Here is a 6,120-nt window from a genome sequence, read left to right as displayed (position 1 = left end):
GGCTACACGATTGCGGTGTCGCTGCCCTGGGGTTCGCACGACTACTGGATCCTGCTGACCATCGTGGTGGTGCTGCGCGGCAGCCTTTCGCAGACGCTGGAACGGCGCAACAGCCGCGTCGCCGGCACGCTGCTGGGCAGCGTGCTCGCGGTGGGCCTGCTCTCGGCGCATCCGTCGCCGCTCGCGCTGCTGGTCATCCTCACGGTGGCGCAGGCCATTGCCCACAGCTTTGCGGTGCGGCGCTACCTGATCACGGCGGTGGCGGCCACGGTGCTGGGCCTGGTGCAGGCGCACATGCTCAACGTGGGCGCCGCGCCCATCTTCGCGCTGTTCGAGCGCATTGCCGACACGCTGATCGGCGCCGCGCTGGCCTGGGGCTTCTGCTATGTGCTGCCCTCGTGGGAGCGCGGGCAGATTCCGGCGCTGGTGGCGCGCACGCTCACCGCGCAGGCGCGCCATGCACGGCTGGCGCTCGGCCTCGGCCAACTGCAGGCCGTCGACAGCAGCCCCGAGCTCGAATGGCGGCTCGCGCGCCGCGAGGCCTACGACAGCCTCTCGGCGCTGGTGCAGGCCACGCAGCGTTCGCTGTCGGAGCCGCGCGCGGTGCAGCCGCCGCTGGAGCCGCTCGAACACCTGCAGGCGCACAGCTACCAGCTGCTCGCGCAGCTCAGCGCCGTCAAGTCGATGCTGGTGCTCAGGCGCGACCGGCTCACGGCCGCCGAGATCGAAGGCCCGCTCGCGCGCACCGCGCAGCGCATCGAGGCCGCGATCGGCAGCGCGCCGACCACCGGCCCCTCGCTCCCCGAAAGCACCGGCTCCACCACCGTGGGCGGCCCGATTCCCCTGCCCGACCCGTTCGACAACGACATCAGCCCCTGGCTGCTGCGCCGGCTCGACCTGGCCACGGCACTCTCGACGCAGCTGCGCGACGACGCGGCGCGCATTCTTCAACACCTGGACGAGACAACAGAAGCAGCCACGACCCCCGCCTGATGACCCAAGAGATACTTGCCCACCCCTGGTTCGGCACCTGGATTGCCGTTCTCGTCGCCGTCCCGCTCGCTCTCCTGGTCCACCGCATCGGCGGCCTCGTGCTGAAACGCATCACCCGCCCCGCGCCCGCGGTGCACGCGATGGTGGTCAATTGCAACGCACCGGCGCGGCTGGTGCTGCCGCTGGTGGCGCTGCTGCTCATCTTCCAGGCCGCGCCCGAGGACCTGCGCTTCCTTGGCAGCGTGCGGCATTTCAACGGCCTGCTGCTGATCGCCGCGACCACCTGGCTCGCGGTAAGGGCCATCAGCGGATTTGCCGATGGCGTGCTCGCGCAGCACCCGGCCGACGTGGCCGACAACCTGCAGGCGCGCCGCGTGCTCACGCAGACGCGCGTGCTCGCGCGCACGGCCATGTCGGTGGTGCTGGTGGCCGGCGGCCCAATGATGCTCATGACCTTTCCGGGCGCGCGCCAGGTGGGCGCGAGCCTGCTGGCCTCCGCGGGCGTGATCGGCATCGTGGCGGGCCTGGCCGCCAAGCCGGTGTTCAGCAACCTGATTGCCGGGCTGCAGATTGCGCTGGCCCAGCCGATCCGCATCGACGACGTGCTGGTGGTCGAGGGCGAATGGGGCCGCGTCGAAGAGATCACCGGCACCTTCGTGGTGCTCAAGATCTGGGACGACCGGCGCCTGATCCTGCCGCTCAGCTACTTCATCGAAAAGCCGTTCCAGAACTGGACGCGCCATTCGTCGCAGTTGCTGGGCTCGGTTTTTGTCTATGCCGACTACGGCATGCCGCTCGCGCCGCTGCGCGAAGAGGTCGAGCGCATCGTGAAGGCGGCGCCCGAGTGGGACGGCCGCTTCTTCAACCTGCAGGTGACCGACGCCACCGAGCGCACCATGCAGGTCCGCGTGCTCTGCACCGCGGCCACCTCGGGCCTGGCCTTCGACCTGCGCTGCAAGGTGCGCGAAGGGCTCATCGGCTTCATGCAGCGCGAGTACCCGCAATTCCTGCCGAGGATGCGCATCGAGGCCGACCCGCCGCAGGGCGCAGCGGCGGCCTAAGAAGCGCACGGCAGCGCATCACCCGGGCACGGCGCCCGCCGGCACCGCCACCGCGCGCGCCGGGATCGGCACCGACATGACGATCGACGTGCGCGTCTCGCCCAGGTGATTGATGCTGCTCACGAAGGTCTCGAGATGCTCGATGTCCCGGGCAACCACCTTCAGCACATAGGAGTCCTGCCCGGTGACGTGAAAGCACTCGAGCACCTCGCGCCGGCCATCGAGCAGCTTCAGCAGCCGGGCCTTGTCGGGCTGCGCGGTCGTGATGCCGATCAGCGCCGTCACCGTGTAGCCCGCCTTGCGCGGTGGAACCACCGCGCGGTAGCCCTCGATCACGCCGGCCTCCTCGAGCCGCTTCACGCGCTCGGAGGTCGAGGGCACGGACAACGCCACTTGCCGCGCCAGCGCCGTCAGCGAGGTGCGCGCGTCCTGCTGGAGCGCGTCGAGGATTTGCCAGTTCTTGGAGTCGATTTCCATTAATCTAAGGTGCAGTTGGGAATTTCACTTCCGATTTCAGGCTTGGCACGCGGCGCGCCTGAATTTCGTCATTCTCGCCATGAGGGCCGCGCCGAACAATTGCAGGCATGGACTTTTCTCTTTTCCTCAAGGCCCTGGTCATCGGGCTGTCGATCGCCGCGCCCGTGGGCCCCATCGGGCTGCTCTGCATCCAGCGCACGCTCGCGCACGGCCGTGCCATCGGTTTTCTCAGCGGCCTCGGGGCCGCGCTGGCGGATGCGTGCTACGGCGCCATCGGCGCGTTCGGCGTGTCGGCGGTCATCTCGTCGATGGTGGCGGCGCGCGTGCCGCTGGCGCTCGGCGGCGCGGCCTTCCTGGCTTGGATGGGCGTGCAGCTGCTGCGCGCGCCGGCCGCCACCCAGGCTCGCGCCGCACAGGACGTCGCCACGCCGCTGAAAGCCATGCTGTCGGTGTTCATGCTCACGCTCGCGAATCCGATGACGATCCTGTCCTTCGTCGCGGTGTTCGCATCGATCGGCACCGGGCATGCGAGCAGCAGCGGCAGCGGCGCTGCCGTGACGATGGTGGCGGGCGTTTTCCTCGGGTCGGCGATATGGTGGCTGGGCCTGTCGACCGTGGTGTCGATGGTGCGGCACAGGCTCGGTCCGCGGGTGCTCCAGTCCATCAATCGGCTGTCGGGCGCACTGCTGCTGGGCTTTGCCGTGTTTCAGCTCTCGGCGCTGCTGTCGCGCTGATCCGCATGACGGCGCCGGCGCAGCGGCGGGCGCTCGAGGTAGGTGAACGCCCGCAGCAGCCACTCCGCGGGGCCGTAGGCGAAGCGCTGCATCCACCAGTGGCTCAGCGCCAGGTTGCCCGCGAAGATCGCGAAGGCAATCGCAAACGTGGCCAGCGGCCCGACCGTCCCGATCCAGCGCAGCCCGTAGGCCAGAAAGATCCACGCGCAGGCCACCGATTGCAGCAGGTAGTTCGACAACGCCATGCGGCCCGCGGGCGCCAGCAGCTGCGCCAGCCACCGGCCGCGCCGGCCCTGGAACACCAGCAGCAGGCCGGCCGCATACGCAGCCGACAGGAACGGCGCCGTCAGCAGCGTGAGCGCGAGGCCCTGGATGTCGCGCACCGGGTCGTTCAGCCGCAGGGTCGGCCAGGCGTAGGCCAGCGCACCCGGCAGGCCGAGGGCAAGGCCCCACCAGAACACGCGCCACCACAGCGTGCGATGCGCTTCGGCCTGCGCGAGGAGCCCGCGCTTGCCGGCGATGAAGCCCGCAAGGAACATGGCCAGCGCCTCGGGCGCCTGCACCAGCGCCGTGATCCACCAGGTCTGCGAGAGATCGCGCAAGTGCTGCACCACCACCATGGCGGGCGTGGCGCGGTAGGCGGCCAGCGCCGCGGCGGCTTCGCCGTAGGCCGCCTGCGCCGCCATCAGCATGTCCGCATGCGTGTACATCTGGCCGACGGCGGCCCACAGCAATGAAGTGAGCAGCACCAGCGCGATGGCCGCGCACGCGAGGAACACATCGCTGCGCCGCCGCAGCATGAGCAGCAAGGCACCCAGCACGGCGTACGCGGTGAGGATGTCGCCGTAGTAGAGCAGCACGGCATGCGCCACGCCGAGGACCCACAACCCGAAGTGCCGCCGCACCATGCGCGGCACGAAAGGCTTGCCGTCGCGCTCGGCCGCGCGCATCTGCAGCGTGAAGCTGTAGCCGAACAGGAACGAGAACAGCAGGTAGAACTTGCTCTCGAACACAAGGGCCCGCACGAACGAGGCGCCGCGGTCGGCCGGCGAGACGGCCATCGGATCGGGAATGCCCAGGCCGTAGTAGGTGGATGCAAAGCTCGCGATGTTGACCACCAGGATGCCCAGCAGCGCAAAGCCGCGCARCGCATCGACCATCTGCTGGCGTTCGTTCAGGGCCGTGTTCATGCGGGTTTCCCGATGCCGGCATTGGCCCGGCCTCCGCGCGCCGCGGCCGCGACGATGCCGCGGATCGCCTCGACCAGCAGCCGCGCGCCCTCGCCCGCTTCGCCGCCGCGCCGCACCGTGAAGCCCACCGGCCCTTCGGTGCCTGAGGTGTCGATGGCCACGCGCTTCAACGCGCCCTGTGCAATCAAGCCCTCGACGGCACCCTGCGGCGCAAACCACACCGCATCGCAGCGCTGCAGCAGCCCGACCACGAAGCTGGTGTCCGTCGCCTCCACCAGCCGGCTGGGCAGCGCCATGCCCTGTGCGATCAGGAAGGCATCGGCCGTATGCCGGATCAGCGTGCCCGAGACCGGCAGCACCAGCGGATGGGCGGTCAATGCATCGAGCGTGGGCCTGCGCCGCGCGGCGAGGGGATGGCCGGGTCGCACCACCAGCAGCAGCGGTTCGCTGTAGAGCTGTTCGAACGCCAGGTCGGCCATGGCCGAGGCTTGCGCGAGGCGGCCGAGCACCAGGTCGATCTCGCCCTGGCGCAGCTGCGTCATCAGCTGCGCGTTGGTGCCGCTCACCACGCGCACGCGCAGCGCCGGGTGCGAGGCATACAGCCGCGCGACGGCCTCTGGCAGCAGGTTGGCCGCCATGTTGGGCAGGGCGCCCACGGCCACGCGCAGCTGGTCGGCTTCGGGCTGGTCCATGGCCAGGCCCATGCCTTCGCGCAGTCCGCGCAGCGCGGAGACGGCATGGCGCACCAGCACCTCGGCCGCCGGCGTGAGCTCGACGCCGCGGCGGCGGCGCAGCAGCAACTGGCGCCCGACGATCTCCTCGAGTTCGGCAATGGTCTTGGACACCGCGGGCTGCGTGAGCGCCAGGGCCTTGCCCGCGCGCACGAGGTTGCGCTCCTGCGCCACCATCACCAGGCATTGCAGGTGGCGCAGCTTGAGGCGTGCAAAGTTGTTCATGGCTGACATGGGTGTCTTCCCTTTGGAGCGGCCATCCAAATATAACCAGAGGGAATAGCTGGCAGAAGAGCTTTCAGTTGTGCGGGCCGCTTCCGCCTTCTAGAGTGGCCCCCGATACGGAGACAAGCAAAGACATGACCACCGGTTTCTCGAAGAAGAACGCCCCGGGCGCATCGCGCCGCCTGGCCCTTGCCACCGCCGCCTGTGCTGCGCTTTGCCTCGCGCTCGGCAGCCCGGCCGCGCATGCCGACGCGGCCTACCCCGCCAAGCCGGTGAAGTTCATCACCAACTTCCCGGCCGGCGGTCCGCTCGACATCCTCGGCCGCGCGCTGGGCGACGTGCTGCAGAAAGAGCTCAGGCAGCCCTTCGTGGTCGACAACAGGCCGGGCGCCGGCGGCAACATCGGCGCCGACCTCGTGGCCAAGAGCCCGGCCGACGGCTACACGGTGCTGCTGAGCATCGACAGCACCTTCACCATCAACCCGCACCTGTATGCGTCGATGCCCTTCGCGGCCAGGGACCTGAAGGCGCTGATGATCTTCAGCTCCTCGGGCCTGAGCTTCGGCGTCGGGCCCGCCGTGAAGGCCAGGACGCTGCCGGAATTCATCGCGCAGGCCAAGGCCGAGCCCGCCACCTTCAGTTCCGCCGGCAACGGCAGCCCGGCCAAGGCCGAGCCCGCCACCTTCAGTTCCGCCGGCAACGGCAGCCC

7 protein-coding genes are annotated in these 6,120 nt (G+C 69.7%); 4 read left to right on the top strand and 3 right to left on the bottom strand.

Annotation, left to right across the window (positions count from 1 at the left end):
• Both AC1DOC_RS15345 and AC1DOC_RS15340 read left to right on the top strand, forming a co-directional pair.
• On the top strand, positions 1–993 hold a 993-nt coding region (locus AC1DOC_RS15345), incomplete at its 5' end, for an FUSC family protein (protein WP_478130032.1).
• On the top strand, positions 993–2,054 hold the full coding sequence (locus AC1DOC_RS15340) for a mechanosensitive ion channel family protein (protein WP_478130031.1): 1,062 nt from the start codon (positions 993–995) through the stop codon (positions 2,052–2,054). The genes AC1DOC_RS15345 and AC1DOC_RS15340, both read left to right, overlap by 1 nt.
• Positions 2,055–2,072: 18 nt before the next feature.
• Here AC1DOC_RS15340 and AC1DOC_RS15335 read toward each other — a convergent pair whose 3' ends face one another.
• Complete coding sequence (locus AC1DOC_RS15335; protein ID WP_478080994.1) at positions 2,073–2,531, bottom strand: Lrp/AsnC family transcriptional regulator; 459 nt, start codon at positions 2,529–2,531, stop codon at positions 2,073–2,075.
• Between the two features lie 107 nt (positions 2,532–2,638).
• On the opposite strand from AC1DOC_RS15335, the gene AC1DOC_RS15330 reads away from it, so the two are divergent.
• Positions 2,639–3,265, top strand: coding sequence for a LysE/ArgO family amino acid transporter (locus AC1DOC_RS15330; RefSeq protein WP_478084025.1), 627 nt, complete (start codon positions 2,639–2,641; stop codon positions 3,263–3,265).
• Here AC1DOC_RS15330 and AC1DOC_RS15325 read toward each other — a convergent pair.
• Positions 3,238–4,455 carry a DUF418 domain-containing protein gene (locus AC1DOC_RS15325; RefSeq protein ID WP_478080992.1) on the bottom strand — a complete coding sequence of 406 codons (1,218 nt, stop codon included), beginning with the start codon at positions 4,453–4,455 and terminating at the stop codon, positions 3,238–3,240. The two genes, AC1DOC_RS15330 and AC1DOC_RS15325, sit on opposite strands and share 28 nt — an antisense overlap.
• Complete coding sequence (locus AC1DOC_RS15320; protein WP_478080991.1) at positions 4,452–5,420, bottom strand: LysR substrate-binding domain-containing protein; 969 nt, start codon at positions 5,418–5,420, stop codon at positions 4,452–4,454. Before AC1DOC_RS15320 ends, AC1DOC_RS15325 begins: the two co-directional genes overlap by 4 nt.
• A 125-nt stretch (positions 5,421–5,545) precedes the next feature.
• Between AC1DOC_RS15320 and AC1DOC_RS15315 the strand changes: the two genes are divergently transcribed.
• Positions 5,546–6,120 (top strand): Bug family tripartite tricarboxylate transporter substrate binding protein (locus AC1DOC_RS15315; RefSeq protein ID WP_478130030.1); only part of this gene is annotated, 575 nt, incomplete at its 3' end.

The organism is Variovorax sp. 01T439_2 (assembly GCF_056398445.1).
This window is presented reverse-complemented; position numbering and strand designations above follow the sequence as displayed.